The sequence below is a fragment of the Staphylococcus sp. EG-SA-17 genome (assembly GCF_017151845.1).
Lineage (GTDB): Bacteria > Bacillota > Bacilli > Staphylococcales > Staphylococcaceae > Staphylococcus > Staphylococcus aureus.
On record NZ_JACVZO010000078.1, the window covers coordinates 1 to 553 of the forward strand.

A 553-nucleotide genomic window follows, 5' to 3' on the forward strand; every position below is an offset into this window, starting at 1 on the left:
TAAATACGCAGATAGTTCAAGTCCAAAATATCTTAAATAATAAGATTCAACCTCTGACATACGTATCGTTTTAAGTGATAAATTCCCTATTTTAGTGCCTTTAGGAATCCCTTGCCAAGTTTGTTCTGATACATTAGTTAGTAAACGTGGAACATTGATTGCTTCAATATCTAACTTCACATTTTCATTATCGTACACCCAGTAATCCATATCATGGTCGACATAAAACTTGTACGCATTCCCTTCTGGATCTTCAAAAAAGAGGGACATACAAACACTTTGTTCTCCACCATTTACCGGAATTTCAAAGTCTGTCATTTGTACAAGTAAATCGGCTAAATCTGTAATACTAGGAAGCAATATACCTACATAAAATAATCCTGCTTCAGATAAAAGTGGTTCCCTACCATTTATAACTTCATTTAATGTTAAAAAATGATTTGACTGACCTATCTCGTACCGAACAGAATGATTTGTTTCTGTAATAACTTCAAATCCCAATATAGTTTCATAAAATGGTCTTAAGTCAGCTAAATGTCTAACATTTATAGTT

General features: G+C 32.5%; 1 protein-coding gene. It reads right to left on the reverse strand.

Annotated elements, in window-relative coordinates; genetic code table 11:
• Positions 1-553 (reverse strand): VOC family protein (locus tag IDG65_RS14135; RefSeq protein WP_206174193.1); only part of this gene is annotated, 553 nt, incomplete at both ends.